Below are 14,641 nucleotides of genomic sequence, written 5' to 3'. Positions count from 1 at the left end.
CGAGCTCTTGCGCGAAAGGAACATTGGAAGAGCCCGTTTGTTTGACCTGTGCAACCTATGAGGAGATCGACATGTCAGAAGAAATCCGGCGCCCGAAGCCCCCTTATCCGGAACAACAGCAACAGCCGCCGGGCAGCACGGCAAAGATGCAGCCTGTGCCCGATCACGGTGAACAGTCCTACAAAGGCAACGGCAAGCTTGAGGGCAAGGTCGCGCTGATCACCGGCGCCGATTCCGGTATCGGAAAAGCCGTGGCGATCGCGTTCGCGCGCGAGGGAGCAGATATTGTCATTTCCTACCTCGACGAGGAGGAGGACGCCCGTGACACGGCCAGGTGGGTCGAGCAAGCGGGACGCAGGTCGGTTCTCGCGCCCGGAGACATCAAGTCGGAAGACCATTGCAAGGCGTTGATCGAACAGGCGGTCGCCGGATTGGGAAGGATTGACATCCTTGTCAACAACGCTGCTTTCCAGCGCACCTACGCGGACATCGGCGATATTTCTGCCGCCGAATGGGACGAAACCTTCCGCACCAACATCTATGCCCCTTTCTTCCTGTCGAAGGCAGCGGTTCCGCACATGCAGCCGGGAAGCGCCATCATCAACACGACCTCGATCCAGTCGCGCCAGCCCTCGCCGCAACTCCTCGCTTATGCATCCACGAAAGGCGCGGTGCTTAATTTCACCGCCGGCCTGGCTGAAATGGTCGCCGACAAAGGGATCCGGGTTAATGCCGTGGCGCCCGGTCCAATCTGGACGCCACTCATCCCCTCGACAATGCCGGCGGAAAAGGCGGCCAAGTTCGGTGAGCAAACGCTGATCGGCCGCGCCGGCCAGCCCGCCGAACTGGCAGGTGCCTACGTGCTTCTGGCAAGCGACCTCGGCAGCTACATGACGGGCGCCGTCATCCCGGTTACGGGTGGCGAAGTGATGATCTAGCAACAAAGGCCGCAGGTAGGATAATCTGCGGCCCTTCCTGCATCTGAAGGTCCGCGGCTTTGAGGCTCTGTTTTACCTCAGGCCGGGGCGCTTGTCGTCAAAGAGGTCGAGGCCCGAAAGACGCCGTGTCTGGGGTAAAAACATCGGTCCTAACGCCAACTGCGAACCGAAACCGGGTGGTTGCCCTTTCCGCGATGCACGCGTGCCCTTACGTCTCGCCGCCAGTCATATTCACACCGGAAGTCATCATGAAAATCATCGCGACCACCATCCTGTGCATTGGTTGGCTGACGGGCTGCACCTCGAACCTAAACGGCGAGGGGCTCTCTCCTATTGTCGGCAGCATCACCTACAGGGGTCAGCCGAACGGCGGATTGACCCTTTCGCCGGTCGGGTCCACTTTTCCCCACGACTTTACGGACGAATGGGGACGGCGGGTCGAGGAGACCTATGTCATTCGCCCCGACAGGACCCTCGCCATCATCGACCGTCATTACCTGCCCGACGTTTTCAGAAACGACTAGGGACCTGGAGTGGTGCGCATATCGTCAGAGCGACGAAAAAGGCCGGAGAGATGTGGCGCATCACGTGCGCTCGTGGCTTGGGCGTCACGGGTCCTACCTGTCCGGCGATCTCGAGCCGACCGACAGGAGTTTCGTACGTTGGCGCACATACAGGCGGATGGCGCCTGTACCGAAGGAACCCTGCCCCCGACTTGTGGTTAGCGCCATGCAACGATCATCCATCAATCGCTGCAATGATGAACAACCAGAGGTGATACTCATGATCTTGAAAATACTTGCAACATCCGCGCTCTCACTCAGTCTTGCCGCCTCGGCAATGGCCCAGTCCTCTGGAAGCTCGGGAGGAGCAGGCGGCGCCACGTCCGGGAGCAACTCCTCCTCGGGTAGCAATGCATCCGGCACCAACAGCGGCGGCTTCAGCAATAACGGAAGCGGCTCGGGCAATGCCACGACGGGCGGTGCAAACATGAACGGCAACTCCACCGGCGCCAACTCAACGGGTTCCGGCGCGGATGCGGGTAACCCCTCCGACAATACCAGCACGTCCGGTGCTTCGGGTGGCGATCCAAACGACTGCCAGCGCACGACAGACAGCGGCACCGGCAACCCTGCTCCCACCAGCTCCACTCAATCTGGAGCCGCCAACGCCTGCTGATTGCGCGGCGGCGGTGGCATCTCGCTCTCCTCTGGCCCGTCACCGGTGTGGCGGGCCGACCATCTCGGCAAGTTCTGCGAAGAGTTTTCCAGCGGTCGCGAAACCAAGGTGGAGAGTGCATCTTTCTCGATGTCGATGAGGGTTCCTGGTCCTCCTCCTCCAAGCCTTCCAGCGCGGGGTTCGGCGTGATCATCATCCCGCTCTCCGGTCCGCTCGACCCCAGAACGCCGCGCCCGCGACGCCATTGGTACGGTACCGGACGCACGCGGTCGTCTGTTCCAGGCATGGGAACACGGGCGCCATGATCAAGTTCGAGCTGGGAACCCGCCTTGACGGCTGAAACTTATGAGGACATTCAATGGCAGACAACGAGACCCGCAGCGTTTTTATCGTCGGCCTGCGCAACGCCCATGCAATGGAAAACCAGGCGCTCAGCATCATGAAGCCGCAGCTTGGCCGCATTGAAAACTATCCGGAAGTGGCCAGGAAGCTCGACCAGCACATCACCGAGACGCAAGGACAGATCCGCCGCATCGAGGAAATCCTGGCGGGGCTTGATGAAGACCATTCGACACTGAAGGACATGGCTCTGTCTTTCACGGGATCGATGGCTGCACTTGGCCATACGGTCGCGGGTGATGAAATCCTGAAAGACTCATTCGCCAACTTCGCCTTTGAAAATTTCGAGATCGCCGCATACAAATCTCTGCTGGCAGTAGCGGAAGCGGGCGGATTCATGTCCGCGGTCGCTGGATTGAAAGCCAATCTTGGCGAGGAAAAAGCCATGGCCGAGTGGCTCGACGCCCATGTCACACAGCTAACAGAGAAATTTCTGTCCTTACGCATGTCTGGAAAGAACGCAAAGATTTGATCGCCTGCCATGGTGCGGTCGCAAAGCATTTTGCAATCGGGCGTGCAGCACCATGCCCCGGCAGATGTGAGCAGGCGCGCCCACGCATATGGAATTTGCGGTGCCTGACAGCGCTTCCCATTTTGAGGGGGTCGGCCGATCGGCGTCGTCGACGTGTGGTCGCCGTGACAAAGCTGCGGTCCATTGGATCGACGCTGAAACGACCGCTTCCGTGCAGCAGTGGATCATGTGGAGGGCAAAGCCAGCCACATGACCGTTCCAAATATCGCGATGAAGACAAGAGGAAGAGCCAAAAACCGTGCCATTCCAAGGTTGGTGTTGGTCGTTCCAACCCAGGCGAACCACCATTCGGGTCCCTGATTGCCGTCTGACATGAAATGCTCCTGAAAATTCTGCCGGGCCTGGTTTCAAAAGTAAAATGGGATAGCCCAGGGCGGGTGGCAAATCGGTCCAGCCTTGGTGCACGGGGAGGCTATCGATCCCGGAGCGGCTCAGGCCCGCGGAGCCGGAAACGGATGTCCGACCTGGCGCGTGTCGCCTTCATTCGAACTCGACGGATCGTGATTGACATCCCACTCCTTCACCGGCTTATCGCCCGGCGGGGTCTTGTGGGCGGTCGCGTCCTCGGAGCCGGTGATCACAGTCGGCTTGGCACTGGCAACGCCTGTTGCTTTGCGGTCGGCCTGCGACGGTGCGAACTGGCCCTGGGCATCTTTCCTGACATCGGACATATCATTCGCCCTTTTGCTTGTATCCATCCGAGATCTTCTTCACCTCGGGATCTGCATTGGTTTCGCCATTGGCATCTTCAGCCAGGTCCGGATTGTCCTTGGCCGGGAGATAGCCTCTCGGGGTGTTTTCCTGCGGACCTTCCCAGCGCGGCGACTGATCCGTCGTGCCGGGGGCACCATCCTTTGGCTTGTTCATTCCCATGATCGATCTCCTTTCATCTGAGTCATAACATTTAACGACAGGTGATGTTCCCCGCCAAACCGCAGCATCTGATCCTGCCAATATTTCAGGGGGGCTCGCTCCTAACGTAGAACAAGGCGATGAGGTCACGACCGAGGCCGGCAAATCGGATCTTCAATATTCCTCGTCCTCGTTCCGCCTGGGCGTCGCATCAGCCTTTTGTCAATTTGACCCTGATGCAGCCATCCGGTCGCGGAACTTCAATACGGGCTGGTTGTTGGGAGCAGGTGAGCCAACACCCAATAGGAGGATTTTATGCCAAACGCAGATCACAAGCACATCGGCGCCGGCGCCAAAGGCAAGAGAGACGGATCGGGCGCAATGACGGATCTGGAGCCGGACGTGTTGCCCGAGAACATGGTCCTATCCAACAGGGACAAGGCGCGCCACTCTCGCGAGCGCGGCCTCGATGGAAAGGCGGTCCAGAGCGAACAATACCAGGAACATGCCGCCAACCGAGATCCGGACTAGGAGCATATCATGAACAGCAAACTTCCCCCCGTCCCGGCTGCCAACAGGTCCGACAAGGGTTCCGGCCGGGCGCCCCGGGAGAACAATGCGTCAGTGGGGCAAAAGCCAGCGGAAAACCCTGACAAGATCGGACAACAGGGTAACAGCAAGGTCAACACCACCCATCAGGGCTATCAGCAGGACCGGTAGAGCGAGGAGCCATGTCGACATCATCGAAAAGCCCATCAACCATTCGCCAAGGCGGGCCGGGCGCGTCACATGAAAACGCCAAGGCGCCGCTTCAGGTGAAAAAACCTCCCGCCGAATCCAATGACAGGACACGCAGCGGCGTGTCGGGCGGGGGCGGCGAACGAGATCGCCACCATAGCCATGATGACGCGCGCAAGTGATCCGGGACGCGACGCGGAGCTAGGTCATGCCCCGGCTCCTCCATCCTGGGCGCTTGAGCGCGCCATCGCCATCGTCCGCAGACACGCCTATGGCCTTGCCAATTCGACCACCGCGGAGGCTCGCGCGCAAGCGGCCGCCAGCCTCGCCCTGGCGATCGCGAAGGCGCTGAGCGAGATCGCCTCGCCTGCGTCCGGTCACGACCAGCGGCATTGATCGACGATCGTGTTCTTCATTCCTGTCTTGATCGCCGCGTGCGCGGCCCGGCACGATCATGGCCGACGAGAGATTTGCCTGAAAGCACTGTCGATGCCGCCAGCACCAGAAACGTCACGCCGAATACGCGCGTCATGACGGCCATCGACAAGCTGAGCGTGACAATGAACGGCAGGACAATCATCAGGACGCTGAAGACAGCTTCGATGCGCAGATGAAGGCGAAGCAAAATCACGGGCAGGATGCCAAGTTCGTAATTGGTCAGGACAGCATTGAGAAGAACCAGGGTGCCGATAATCATCATCACGTGTCGCGCGGGCTCCGGCTCTTGAACGATTACAGGTACCGCTAATATCGCAGCGCCGGAAATATAGTCGGCAACACCGTGCACGAGTGAAGGAACAAGCCGCATGAGCACCTCGCATCTGACGGCTTCCAACTGAAAACGCTCGCGCGTGTTCCCACCGCGCCGAGCCGATCTTTGGCACCTCATCCGGGAACTTCCGACACCGACGCTTGTCTGGTAGACAACGCAGGAGATCCACCATGTCAAATGAACCCGATCGTTCCGGTCCGGCGCCCGCAAAATTCCAGTTTCCGGGCGAAGGCCGGCGCGACGATCCGACGATGGGCATCATCAACGCCGAGCTCGCCGATAAGGGTTTTCTCGTTACCAGTACCGACGAGCTCATCACCTGGGCGCGTACCGGTTCGCTCATGTGGATGACATTCGGTCTTGCCTGCTGCGCCATCGAGATGATGCAGATGTCGATGCCGCGCTACGATGTCGAGCGGTTCGGCATCGCCCCGCGCGGCAGTCCGCGCCAGTCGGATCTGATGATCGTCGCCGGCACGCTCTGCAACAAGATGGCGCCGGCGCTGCGCAAGGTCTACGACCAGATGCCTGAGCCGCGCTACGTCATCTCCATGGGATCCTGTGCCAATGGCGGCGGCTATTACCACTATTCCTATTCTGTGGTGCGCGGCTGCGACCGCGTCGTGCCCGTCGACATCTACGTGCCGGGCTGTCCTCCCACGGCCGAAGCGCTGCTTTACGGCATACTCCTTCTACAAAGAAAGATACGGAGAAACGGCACGATCGAGCGATAACAAACGGCCGGCGGCGCCGCCTGCCTCATGTCGGATGGCCCAGGCGGCTGGGCTGACGCTCGCGATGCGGGCAATGGCTGCATTCACGACTTAAAAGCCGAGACAGCGAAGGGAAAGCTGGTCGGCCAGCGAGACGGTTTCTGCGAACAGAAAATGGGACCAGACCGGCCGCGTGGCGGCAAGGACGCCAAGGCCGAAGGATGACCAGATCGACGCTGTCAGCGCCTCTTTCAAAAGGACGGCTCCGATCTCACGCATGGATGTGCCTCCACGACAACAGGCCTATCAGCATCATGGCTCCGCCCCAGGCCAGGAAGGCGATATCCCAATACAGCCAGTTCGTACGGAGAACGGTCTCATTGACGTGGTGGATACCCAACATCTGGTGGTCGACAAGGCCTTCGATGAGATTGAAGGTGCCAAATCCGGCCAAAACGGAGGCCGTCAGACACCGGGTCGACCACCTGAAGTGAACAAGACGCGCCGCGCGCCACAGGCGAAAAAGGCCGGCCAGGATGAACAGGTAGGCGATCGAGTGGAACACGCCGTCCCAGAATGTGTTGAACTGCAGGTTCTCGACCGATGTGATCGGATACCAGGAACTGAAGAGATGGTGCCATTGCAGGAGTTGATGAAACACGACGCCATCGAGATATCCGCCGAGACCGACACCAAGACAGAATCCTGCGGAGAAGGGAAAGACCGGCGGGATACGGGGGCTGACACTTGTCACGACAGCGCCGAGAGCAGAATGATCATCGTGACGGAGGTGGCGCCAATGAGCATGAAACCCGCCATCAGCCATTCAGCCGCATGGGTTGCGGCCGGATGCCTAACCTCCTTGTGAACGCCGAAGATCGCCGTCGCCCCGGCAGCTATCCAGCTCGCCAGCGTGATAGCTGAAAAGATCGTCATCCAGTCTGCCGCATGCATCCTCGTTCTCCTGTCATCTGATCACCGAACCTGAGTGCCCGTGACTGGTTCCCGGAGGCTGGCAATCGTTCGCTAGCGTACGCAGCGTCACTCGGCTGGCGAGGCCATGGCGAGCGCAAGGAAGCTTCGGCCGTGCGACGGACCACGCCAGAAGCCTCTTCTTGAAGGTGCCAATGCCCGTCATGCCGATAGCCGGATGGCGACCTGCGACCCACCGCTGCACGTCGACGTTTCGGCTTTCGCCTGGAAGCACCAGGATCGGGAACAAGAGCACGCGCCGAGGGTTTCCTGCGACAGGTTTCAACCCTTCTTCATTCTCATCCGAAGGCTCTTCATGACCATTCCGACCGCTACCTATCGAGTTCAGTTTCGCAACGGCATGACGTTTGATCGCGTGGGTGCGCTTGCGCCCTATCTCAGACGGCTTGGCATCAGCCATCTTTACGCCTCGCCGATCTTCAAGGCCGCGCCCGGCTCCACGCATGGTTACGACGTGACCGATGCCAATGAAATCGACCCGGCGATCGGCGGCCGCGACGGATTTGACCGCATGATCGGGGCGCTCAGGGCAGAGGGGCTCGGGCTCATTCTCGACATCGTGCCGAACCATATGGCAGCGTCATTGGAGAACACGTGGTGGCGCGACGTCATCGAGTTTGGCGAACAGAGCCGGTTTGCCCGCTACTTCGACATTGACTGGTCGCGCCGCCTGACCTTGCCATTTCTCGGCGACAGTTTCGAAAGGGTCCTTGCGGCCGGTGATGTGTCGGTAAAAGCCGATCCTCGAAGCGGCAAGCCGGCGCTCGCCTATTTCGACAATTTCTATCCGATGACGCCGGACAGCTATGCCGGGCGCGAAAGTGCCGTCCTGCAGATATCGGACAAGGCGGGCATTGCGCGTCTCCACGATCAGCAACCCTATCGGCTGATGTCCTGGCGGGATGCGGCCAGCGACCTGTCCTATCGCCGCTTTTTCGAGATCACCGGGCTTGTCGGGCTCCGGGTTGAAGACGACATGGTCTTTGACGATGCCCATCGCCTCGTCCTGGAGCTGGTTCGTGACGGAATGGTGGACGGCTTGCGCGTCGATCACATCGACGGACTGGCGGATCCAGCCTCCTATCTGCACCGATTTCGATCGAAGACGGGCCCGGCCTGCTATATTACCGTCGAAAAGATCCTCGGCCATGGCGAGCGCCTTCCGCGAGACTGGCCGGTCGCCGGCACCACCGGTTATGAATTCATTTCGTCCGTCGGCCAGGCGCTGGTCGACGCCACCGGCCTTGGCGAGCTGCGCGACGCCTATGCCCGATCGACGGGCGCGTCGGTTGACGTCAAGCAGGAGCTGCGCGAGGCAAAACTGCTGATGGTGGACAAGAATTTCGCCGGCGAGTTCTCCGCCCTCCTTGCTCTCGCGCTGGAAATCAGCTCGAAGGAGCCGCCCCATCCGTCTCTTGCCGACAGCGCGCTACGGAGGGGGCTGCGTGAGCTGCTGGTCGCTTTTCCCGTTTATCGTACTTATGGCAGTTTCCGTGGATTGCCGCCGGAAAGTCGCTCCATGCTCGACCAGGTGCTGGGCGCGGTTCGACGCGAGCCCGGCGATGCCGATCTCGAGACGGTCGCCTTCATCGCACGCATCCTGAAGGAAGATGACGCCCGATTTGCATCGGCTGCAGCCCCGGAGTTTCGCACGCGGTTCCAGCAGCTGACCGGACCGTTGATGGCGAAATCGCTGGAAGACACACTGTTTTACCGGCACAATGCAGTGTTGGCGCTCAACGAGGTGGGTGCGGAGCCGATGCCGCGCAGCTTCTCAGTTGAACGCTTCCATGCTGAGATGTCGGAACGTCTCGCCACCCAACCCGATGGCCTGTCCGCGACGTCGACGCACGACACCAAGCGCGGCGAAGACGCCCGCGCGCGCCTTTACAGCCTCACCGAGGCTCCCGGCATCTGGGTGGAGGCGGTTAACCGCTGGCGCGGCATGAGCCGGGCCAACGTCCAGCATCTACCCGACGGCCCGGCACCGGAGCCCGCAGTCGAATGGATGATCTACCAGGCGCTCGCGGGAGCCTGGCCTGTCGGCCTTGTCGCGGATGACGACGAAGGCATTCAGGCTCTTCAAGAACGCTTCCTGCCCTATCTCGAAAAGGCGTTGCGGGAGGCCAAACTGCGCACGAATTGGGGTGAGGTGAACGACGCCTACGAGGCAGCCGTCCTCGACTACGCCCGCGCACTCCTGTCGCCTGACAACAGGGGGTTCAAGACCGATTTCGTGGAAACGCTGCAACCCTTTATTCGCGCGGGGCTCGCAAACAGCCTCACCCAGACGCTGATCAAACTGGCGGCACCGGGCGTCGCCGACATCTACCAGGGAAGCGAGGGCCACGATTTCAGCCTCGTCGACCCAGATAACCGCCGGGAGCCGGAATTCGCGGCGTTAGAAGAGCAGCTCCCGTCTCAATTTTTCGGATCAGACGGCGGCAACACCGATTGGCAGACAGCCGGTTTCAAGCAGCAACTCGTCTCGGCCCTGCTTGGCCTTCGACATCAGGCGCCCGGTCTTTTTAGGAAAGGTGACTACCTGCCCTTGGCTGCCACTGGGGATGGCGCGCAAAGGATAGTGGCCTTCGCGCGGTCCGTTTCAGATCATGCCCTGATCGTCGTCGCACCCCGGCTTGTCTTCAACGTCCTGCATGCACCCGCAACGTCGCAGGTGCTGCGTCTGGCCCAGCCGGAGATTGCTCTGCCACCGGTCCTTGCGAACCGCACCTATCGCAACCTGTGGAGCAGCGCCAGCGTTCAACTCGCGAAGACCCTTACGGTCGATCTGCGGGAGGATGAGCCCTTTATGGTTCTCTGGGCAGACTAGCTCCTGCTTAGGACGCGCCACCGGCATTGCGACGGGGATCTGGAAGCCGTCGAACCCATCTGGTGGGCGGCGGCGGCATTGGCGCTCGACGACCTGCATACGCAGGCGCTCGGGTTTCGGGGTCGGAACTTTTCCGCGGGCCTTCAAGTTTCTGGCGAGGCATCCGCGCCCTTTCATGAAGTTTATCACCAGGGCGCGCGGCCCTATTCAGATTAGCGGCGCCGGCCGCCACGCGAGGACTGCGTCGCGCCGATGGAAAGGCAGATTATGGAAACAACAGCGGAATCAATTGCCGCCACGCCGACGGCGCTCGCCCAGTTGGGCACGCTTGCCATTCACTATGGTCTATCACTTGCGGGTGCCCTGGTGCTCCTCGTGGGGGGATGGATACTTTCGGGGTTCGTGAGCCGGTGGGCCTATAAGGGCCTCTCACGCATTCACGGCATTGATGAGACCTTGGCCCGCTTCTTTGAAAATGTCCTGCATTACGGCCTCCTGATCCTCGTTTTCGTGATGGTCCTGGGACAGTTCGGCGTTCAGACCGCCTCTATCGTCGCCGCTCTCGGCGCTGCCGGCCTTGCCATTGGTCTTGCTCTTCAGGGCACGCTGCAGAATATCGCAGCCGGGATCATGCTTCTCGTCCTACGTCCTTTTCGGGTCGGGGAATATATTGAAACTTCGAGCATCAAGGGCAAGATCATTGAAGTGGGGCTGTTTGCCACCGAGCTGCGCACAGCCGACGGTCTATATCTGCTCGCTCCCAATTCGACCTTGTGGAACACGCCGATCGTCAACCACAGCCGGGAGCCGGAAAGGAGGCAGGAACTGTCTATCGCCGTCAGCAACGATGCCGATGTCGATCTCGCGAAACGAACGCTGCTCGACATCATCGCCTCCGACACTCGTGTTCGCCGCGAGCCGTTGCCACGCGTCTATTCCGATGACCTGTCACCCGAAAAGACGACCCTCAAGGTTGAATATTGGGCGGCAACCGGGGAATGGACGGAGACGCGCCATGACCTGATCGACAGGCTCAAGTCAGGCCTGAAGGATAGGGAGATCGCAATCAAATAGACGACGGACCGCTAGTTCAATGTGCTCAAGCCAAGGCACTCGCTGCCGGCTCTGCAACGTCCGGACATATTTTATCCCTGCACGAGGGCGTCAGTCGCCTTCCTGAGCATTGCTGCGGGATCAGGACGCGGACCGAAGGCGCGACGTTTGATCGCCGGCCCGCCTGGCAGAATGCTCCAGAGATTTCTCGCTTGTCGGTCACCGTACGAAAGGGGCGAGGTCATGAAGAAGGCTTGACGCTTCAGGTGAAGGTGTTTGTCATGCCCGCGTCCCAGATGGCGCGGGACACAAGGGAAGGACGCGATGACAACACCCCTCGGACGGGTTAGGGGTCTGGGCTCTGCGAAAGGCTGGACGCGATCCTATGTGTTCAAACAGGCGTCTGGGCTCGCCCTCGGCCTTCTGACGCCATTATATGATCGGCGTTGGGATTTTACCTTTTCGGGCGTGACCGAGCGTTCGTGGTCGCATCCATGGGCACTTTTTGGATCGCGCCTGCCCTCACAGGCTTCATCGTCCTCAGCGCGATCCATATGGATATCGGCATGCGCGCAATCATCGAGGATTATATCCATGGTCCCATGCGCAAGCTCGCGCTACTCTTCCTCAACTCCTTCTTTACGTGGTCGGTATGCATGGTCTGCGTGATCGCGATCCTTCGAATGATGTTCCAGAGCGTCCAGGCTTGAGGATATCATGGCCTCCTGCCGTCATCTGTGACACCCGATCAGCGGCGATGATAATGTCGACCAGCCTTCGATCACGCCAGTGCGGAGCCGACGGCGTGCACCAGGCCTAGACCTTTGCGCGCCAACCGTCGAGCCAGCCTTCGCGATTTTCTTGATCCCGCTCTCGTTGGTCGGCACGACCAGGCAATCGTACGTATGAGGTTTTTGCCACCGCATCAGGAACAATCGTAACACCCCCAGGTTCCGAGAGCGTGACGCCAAGCTGCAGGAGGCCGCATGCGATTCATCCTGACAGTCATTCATGCATCCGTCGACTACATCGTCGGACTACTCTTGATTGGTTTGCCCTTGCTGGTCACTATCGATGGCCCTGCTCGGGCGCTGACGATGTCTCTTGGCCTCTTCGTTCTTCTTTACAGTCTGGCAACCGACTACGAGCTTGGCGTGATCCGCTTTCTGCGCATTCGATTGCATTTGTTTCTGGACGCGCTTTCAGGGGCAATTCTGTTACTTCTGGCGGTGGCCGCCGATCTGCCCGGTCCGTCCCGGTGGCCCTACTATGTCATCGGCGCCTTGGCGCTGTTTTTGAGCGCAACAACCCGCACCCACGCTCAAGGCACGGCGGGGGAGTAGAGCACTCACGCTCAATATAGGGAAACAAGACCATGAAAGCATTGTGCTGGCACGGCAAGGGCGACATCCGCTGCGACGAGGTGCCGGATCCGGTGATAGAGGATGGACGAGATGCGATCATCAAGATGACAGCATGCGCCATCTGCGGATCCGACCTTCATCTAATGGATGGCTATATTCCCTTCATGGAGAAAGGTGACGTTCTCGGGCATGAATTCATGGGCGAGGTCGTGGCGGTTGGCGCCGACAACAAGAAGCTGAAGGTCGGCGACCGCGTCGTCGTGCCCTTCACCATATGCTGCGGCGAATGCCAGCAGTGTCTAAAGGGCAACTGGTCGGTCTGTGAGCGGACCAATCGCAATGCCGAAAATGCCACGAAAGCCTTTGGTTATCCCACGGCAGGCCTGTTCGGATACTCCCACCTAACCGGCGCCTACGCGGGTGGACAAGCCGAATACGTGCGCGTTCCCTACGCTGACGTTTCTCCGATCGTCATCCCCAATGGAATGAGCGATGAACAGGCATTGTTCCTTGGCGATATATTCCCCACGGGCTGGATGGCCGCAGCCAACTGCGAGATCGAGCCGACCGATATCGTGGCCATCTGGGGATGCGGCCCGGTCGGTCAGTTCTGCATCAAAAGCGCTTTGATGCAGGGCGCCGCGAGGGTCATCGCAATCGACAATGTGCCGGAGCGGCTCGCCCTTGCTCGGCAGGCGGGCGCCGAGACGATCAATTTCGACGAAATCGACAATACCATACCCGAACTTCTCAAGGAAATGACAGCTGGCCACGGCGCCGACAAATGCATCGATGCAGTGGGCGCAGAATCGCATGCCACGGCGTCGTTCGATGCCGTCATCGACAAGGTCAAGGCTGCCACCTTACTTGGGACCGACCGCCCTCATGTGCTGCGAACCGCCATCATGGCATGCCGGCCCGGTGGTATTGTCTCGGTGCCGGGCGTATACGGCGGCCTGCTTGACAAGATCCCGTTTGGTGCCGCGATGAACAAGGGACTGACGATCCGGACGGGCCAGACCCACGTCAATCGCTACGCCCTTGACCTGCTTCGCCGGATCGAAGAGGGCGAAATCGATCCGAGTTTCATCATCACTCATCGCGCGACCCTTGAAGAGGGGCCGGCGCTCTATGAGACGTTCCGAGACAAGAAGGACAAATGCATAAAGGTCGTGATGACGCCATAGGCTCGGCCGTCGCTGATGAGGTGGCCACGAGTAGAGCGGCCTGCCCCTTCGACCTATCGCAAGAGGATCTGCGACAGGCGCGCCGCTTCAACCGGCTTCTGTCGTGGATGCCCCGGTTCAAAACCGGCCGCCGCTGGAATGCGCGCCTCGTTCAGATTGCGACGAGAACCTGGCATGCACTGACCTCTGACGTCAGGCGCCTGCGCTCGCAGGTGTCGGTTCTCACAATGCCGGACCGCCCGCTGTCCATCCGTGTTACCCATCCTTCTGGTCGGGCGCGCGCGCTTGTTGTCCATTTCCATGGTGGCGCCTGGGTGATGGGTGATGCGCGGCTGGAAGATCGGTTGGCGAGCCAGATCGCCACCGACTGTGGTGCCGCCGTTGCCGTCATCGATTTCCGCAATGCGACGGATGATAATCTTGCGAGAACGCTTGAGGACGCCCTGGCCGCCACTCAGTGGCTGGCGACGGACATTGCTCGTTTCGGCGTTCCACATATCGTGCTTTCGGGTGAATCATCGGGTGCTCATCTCGCAATGGAAGCCCTGTTCCATCTCCGTGCCGTCGGTTGCGGGCATGTCGTGAAGGGATTTTATGCCATATGCGGGGCGTTTGATCTAAAGGGTTCGCCCAGCCTTCGACAAAGCATCCCCGAAAGCCTGCTCATCGATGGACCTTCAGCCCTTGAAAATCTGCGCCGCTTGACGCCATCACTGCCCGAGGAAAAGCGAGGCGGACCGGCCGAGGGCAATTTCGAGGGACTTCCCCAGGCCCTCCTGATCGCAGGCCGCCTCGATCCCATCGCCGATGACAGTATCGAGGTCTTCCGACGCTGGAGACGCGCCGGAGGAGATGTTCGCTGCATCCTGGTTCCTGAAGCGGTGCACGGCTTTAATAGAATGCCGACGGCTCTCGCCGCCAAGACCAACAGGTTCGCCCGCCAATGGATGCGGACGATTATTGCGCCGGTCGCGGAGGAGCCGCCTTGATCGGGACATCCCACGCCTGAGGCGGCGGACGGCTCAACATCGCAACGCAGACCCCCTGAGACAGCCTCCAGCGCACGAGGAAATAGGGTCCCGCGGGAC

General features: G+C 60.2%; 22 protein-coding genes. 15 read left to right on the top strand and 7 right to left on the bottom strand.

What is annotated here, in order from left to right:
* The first annotated feature begins 71 nt into the window (after nucleotides 1-71).
* The 4 genes from AC1DF8_RS21810 to AC1DF8_RS21795 all read left to right on the top strand — a co-directional run bounded on the left by AC1DF8_RS21810 (nucleotide 72) and on the right by AC1DF8_RS21795 (nucleotide 2,988).
* Nucleotides 72-938: an SDR family oxidoreductase gene (locus AC1DF8_RS21810; RefSeq protein ID WP_162710045.1), complete on the top strand. Its 867-nt coding sequence runs from the start codon at nucleotides 72-74 to the stop codon at nucleotides 936-938.
* A 248-nt stretch (nucleotides 939-1,186) separates the two neighbouring features.
* Nucleotides 1,187-1,462 (top strand): hypothetical protein, encoded by a 276-nt coding sequence (locus AC1DF8_RS21805; RefSeq protein ID WP_113207994.1) that lies wholly within the window; start codon nucleotides 1,187-1,189, stop codon nucleotides 1,460-1,462.
* A 259-nt stretch (nucleotides 1,463-1,721) separates the two neighbouring features.
* On the top strand, nucleotides 1,722-2,117 hold the full coding sequence (locus tag AC1DF8_RS21800) for an oxidoreductase (protein WP_478154943.1): 396 nt from the start codon (nucleotides 1,722-1,724) through the stop codon (nucleotides 2,115-2,117).
* Between the two features lie 358 nt (nucleotides 2,118-2,475).
* Nucleotides 2,476-2,988 (top strand): ferritin-like domain-containing protein, encoded by a 513-nt coding sequence (locus tag AC1DF8_RS21795; RefSeq protein ID WP_112543265.1) that lies wholly within the window; start codon nucleotides 2,476-2,478, stop codon nucleotides 2,986-2,988.
* 224 nt (nucleotides 2,989-3,212) lie between these two features.
* On the opposite strand, the gene AC1DF8_RS21790 is transcribed toward AC1DF8_RS21795, so the two are convergent.
* The 3 genes from AC1DF8_RS21790 to AC1DF8_RS21780 all read right to left on the bottom strand — a co-directional run bounded on the left by AC1DF8_RS21790 (nucleotide 3,213) and on the right by AC1DF8_RS21780 (nucleotide 3,921).
* A complete protein-coding gene (locus tag AC1DF8_RS21790; RefSeq protein ID WP_478154941.1) occupies nucleotides 3,213-3,362 on the bottom strand; it encodes a hypothetical protein in 150 nt (49 codons plus the stop codon).
* 117 nt (nucleotides 3,363-3,479) lie between these two features.
* Nucleotides 3,480-3,719, bottom strand: a complete 240-nt coding sequence (locus tag AC1DF8_RS21785) for a hypothetical protein (RefSeq protein WP_478154939.1) — start codon at nucleotides 3,717-3,719, stop codon at nucleotides 3,480-3,482.
* 1 nt (nucleotide 3,720) lies between these two features.
* Nucleotides 3,721-3,921, bottom strand: coding sequence for a hypothetical protein (locus AC1DF8_RS21780; protein WP_112543264.1), 201 nt, complete (start codon nucleotides 3,919-3,921; stop codon nucleotides 3,721-3,723).
* A gap of 294 nt (nucleotides 3,922-4,215) precedes the next feature.
* On the opposite strand from AC1DF8_RS21780, the gene AC1DF8_RS21775 reads away from it, so the two are divergent.
* From AC1DF8_RS21775 to AC1DF8_RS21760, 4 genes are read left to right on the top strand one after another with little or no spacing between them, the layout of a single operon-like run.
* A complete protein-coding gene (locus tag AC1DF8_RS21775) occupies nucleotides 4,216-4,431 on the top strand; it encodes a hypothetical protein (RefSeq protein ID WP_478154937.1) in 216 nt (71 codons plus the stop codon).
* A gap of 9 nt (nucleotides 4,432-4,440) precedes the next feature.
* Nucleotides 4,441-4,620, top strand: a complete 180-nt coding sequence (locus tag AC1DF8_RS21770; protein WP_478154935.1) for a hypothetical protein — start codon at nucleotides 4,441-4,443, stop codon at nucleotides 4,618-4,620.
* 11 nt (nucleotides 4,621-4,631) lie between these two features.
* Nucleotides 4,632-4,820 (top strand): hypothetical protein, encoded by a 189-nt coding sequence (locus tag AC1DF8_RS21765; protein WP_183890749.1) that lies wholly within the window; start codon nucleotides 4,632-4,634, stop codon nucleotides 4,818-4,820.
* The gene (locus AC1DF8_RS21760; RefSeq protein ID WP_478155101.1) at nucleotides 4,741-5,034 is read left to right on the top strand and encodes a hypothetical protein; all 294 of its coding nucleotides are present in this window, start codon (nucleotides 4,741-4,743) and stop codon (nucleotides 5,032-5,034) included. Before AC1DF8_RS21765 ends, AC1DF8_RS21760 begins: the two co-directional genes overlap by 80 nt.
* 16 nt (nucleotides 5,035-5,050) lie before the next feature.
* Here AC1DF8_RS21760 and AC1DF8_RS21755 read toward each other — a convergent pair whose 3' ends face one another.
* Nucleotides 5,051-5,446, bottom strand: coding sequence for a hypothetical protein (locus tag AC1DF8_RS21755; protein ID WP_478154933.1), 396 nt, complete (start codon nucleotides 5,444-5,446; stop codon nucleotides 5,051-5,053).
* A gap of 134 nt (nucleotides 5,447-5,580) precedes the next feature.
* Here AC1DF8_RS21755 and AC1DF8_RS21750 point away from each other — a divergent pair, with 134 nt between their 5' ends.
* Nucleotides 5,581-6,144, top strand: coding sequence for a NuoB/complex I 20 kDa subunit family protein (locus tag AC1DF8_RS21750; protein ID WP_112543261.1), 564 nt, complete (start codon nucleotides 5,581-5,583; stop codon nucleotides 6,142-6,144).
* Nucleotides 6,145-6,234: 90 nt separating this feature from the next.
* Here AC1DF8_RS21750 and AC1DF8_RS21745 read toward each other — a convergent pair whose 3' ends face one another.
* From AC1DF8_RS21745 to AC1DF8_RS21735, 3 genes are read right to left on the bottom strand one after another with little or no spacing between them, the layout of a single operon-like run.
* Nucleotides 6,235-6,402: a hypothetical protein gene (locus tag AC1DF8_RS21745; RefSeq protein WP_018114041.1), complete on the bottom strand. Its 168-nt coding sequence runs from the start codon at nucleotides 6,400-6,402 to the stop codon at nucleotides 6,235-6,237.
* Entirely contained in the window at nucleotides 6,395-6,877 is a 483-nt protein-coding gene (locus AC1DF8_RS21740) for a DUF2243 domain-containing protein (RefSeq protein WP_478154930.1), read from the bottom strand. The genes AC1DF8_RS21745 and AC1DF8_RS21740 overlap by 8 nt, the downstream gene beginning before the upstream one ends.
* Nucleotides 6,874-7,077, bottom strand: a complete 204-nt coding sequence (locus tag AC1DF8_RS21735; protein WP_183890757.1) for a hypothetical protein — start codon at nucleotides 7,075-7,077, stop codon at nucleotides 6,874-6,876. The genes AC1DF8_RS21740 and AC1DF8_RS21735 overlap by 4 nt, the downstream gene beginning before the upstream one ends.
* A 334-nt stretch (nucleotides 7,078-7,411) precedes the next feature.
* Between AC1DF8_RS21735 and treY the strand changes: the two genes are divergently transcribed.
* The 6 genes from treY to AC1DF8_RS21705 all read left to right on the top strand — a co-directional run bounded on the left by treY (nucleotide 7,412) and on the right by AC1DF8_RS21705 (nucleotide 14,542).
* The gene (treY, locus tag AC1DF8_RS21730; RefSeq protein ID WP_478154928.1) at nucleotides 7,412-9,949 is read left to right on the top strand and encodes a malto-oligosyltrehalose synthase; all 2,538 of its coding nucleotides are present in this window, start codon (nucleotides 7,412-7,414) and stop codon (nucleotides 9,947-9,949) included.
* A gap of 264 nt (nucleotides 9,950-10,213) precedes the next feature.
* Complete coding sequence (locus AC1DF8_RS21725; RefSeq protein ID WP_478155088.1) at nucleotides 10,214-11,023, top strand: mechanosensitive ion channel family protein; 810 nt, start codon at nucleotides 10,214-10,216, stop codon at nucleotides 11,021-11,023.
* 473 nt (nucleotides 11,024-11,496) lie between these two features.
* On the top strand, nucleotides 11,497-11,712 hold the full coding sequence (locus tag AC1DF8_RS21720; protein WP_246715729.1) for a succinate dehydrogenase, hydrophobic membrane anchor protein: 216 nt from the start codon (nucleotides 11,497-11,499) through the stop codon (nucleotides 11,710-11,712).
* Between the two features lie 276 nt (nucleotides 11,713-11,988).
* Nucleotides 11,989-12,345 carry an SPW repeat domain-containing protein gene (locus AC1DF8_RS21715; protein WP_478154926.1) on the top strand — a complete coding sequence of 119 codons (357 nt, stop codon included), beginning with the start codon at nucleotides 11,989-11,991 and terminating at the stop codon, nucleotides 12,343-12,345.
* A 32-nt stretch (nucleotides 12,346-12,377) separates the two neighbouring features.
* Nucleotides 12,378-13,553, top strand: coding sequence for a zinc-dependent alcohol dehydrogenase (locus AC1DF8_RS21710; protein WP_478154924.1), 1,176 nt, complete (start codon nucleotides 12,378-12,380; stop codon nucleotides 13,551-13,553).
* Nucleotides 13,526-14,542 carry an alpha/beta hydrolase gene (locus tag AC1DF8_RS21705; RefSeq protein ID WP_478154922.1) on the top strand — a complete coding sequence of 339 codons (1,017 nt, stop codon included), beginning with the start codon at nucleotides 13,526-13,528 and terminating at the stop codon, nucleotides 14,540-14,542. The genes AC1DF8_RS21710 and AC1DF8_RS21705 overlap by 28 nt, the downstream gene beginning before the upstream one ends.
* Nucleotides 14,543-14,641: the final 99 nt, after the last annotated feature.

It is taken from the genome of Rhizobium sp. 05N49 (genome assembly GCF_056396805.1).
The sequence above is the reverse complement of the archived record's forward strand: the minus strand, read 5'-3'. Positions and strand labels throughout refer to the sequence as shown.